The organism is Subdoligranulum sp. APC924/74 (assembly GCF_003324125.1).
GTDB lineage: Bacteria > Bacillota > Clostridia > Oscillospirales > Ruminococcaceae > Gemmiger > Gemmiger qucibialis.
In genome coordinates this window covers 1-521 of sequence record NZ_PSQF01000199.1, presented here as the reverse complement: position 1 = coordinate 521, position 521 = coordinate 1, and the positions used below count along the sequence as shown (strand labels likewise).

Genomic DNA, 521 nt, shown 5'->3' with positions numbered 1-521 from the left:
TTTTGGCAACGCAGATGCCGTGCCGCAGCCGCCGGAGCGGTGCTTAAGCCGTCAGGCGGGAATTGTGCGGTATTGCCCTAAATTGTTTTATGCCCGCAAATGCCGCAGCATGTTTTCATACCTCTGCTTTGCATCCGGTACAATATTCTTGACCGGGTAAGCATGATAAAGGCCTTTGCCTACTTCCGGGATCACGTTTTCCCGGCGTTCTCCTGCCGCTTTTTCAGGCTGAACAACATCTGTGTACTTTTTTCAAAACCAGCTTGACAATTTTCCCCTGCTGCGGTATAGTAATTAAGTCAACAACATGGGCTCGTAGCTCAGCTGGGAGAGCGTTCGGTTCGCATCCGAGAGGTCGAGGGTTCGATCCCCTTCGAGTCCACCAATTTGCCGCATCGTTTTGTACGATGCGGCGTTTTTTATTAAGAACTTGAGTGAAGAAAAAACCACCAGCTAAGCTGGTGGAATAAAAACGGCTTTAGCCCTAGACAAAGAGAAACCTCCCCGTAGAATAGAGTGTG

Annotated in this window: 1 tRNA gene; it reads left to right on the top strand. The window is 49.5% G+C overall.

The features are described 5' to 3' along the window. Positions 1 to 309: 309 nt before the first annotated feature. Positions 310 to 385 (top strand) — tRNA-Ala (locus C4885_RS16210). The last annotated feature ends 136 nt before the right edge of the window (positions 386 to 521 follow it).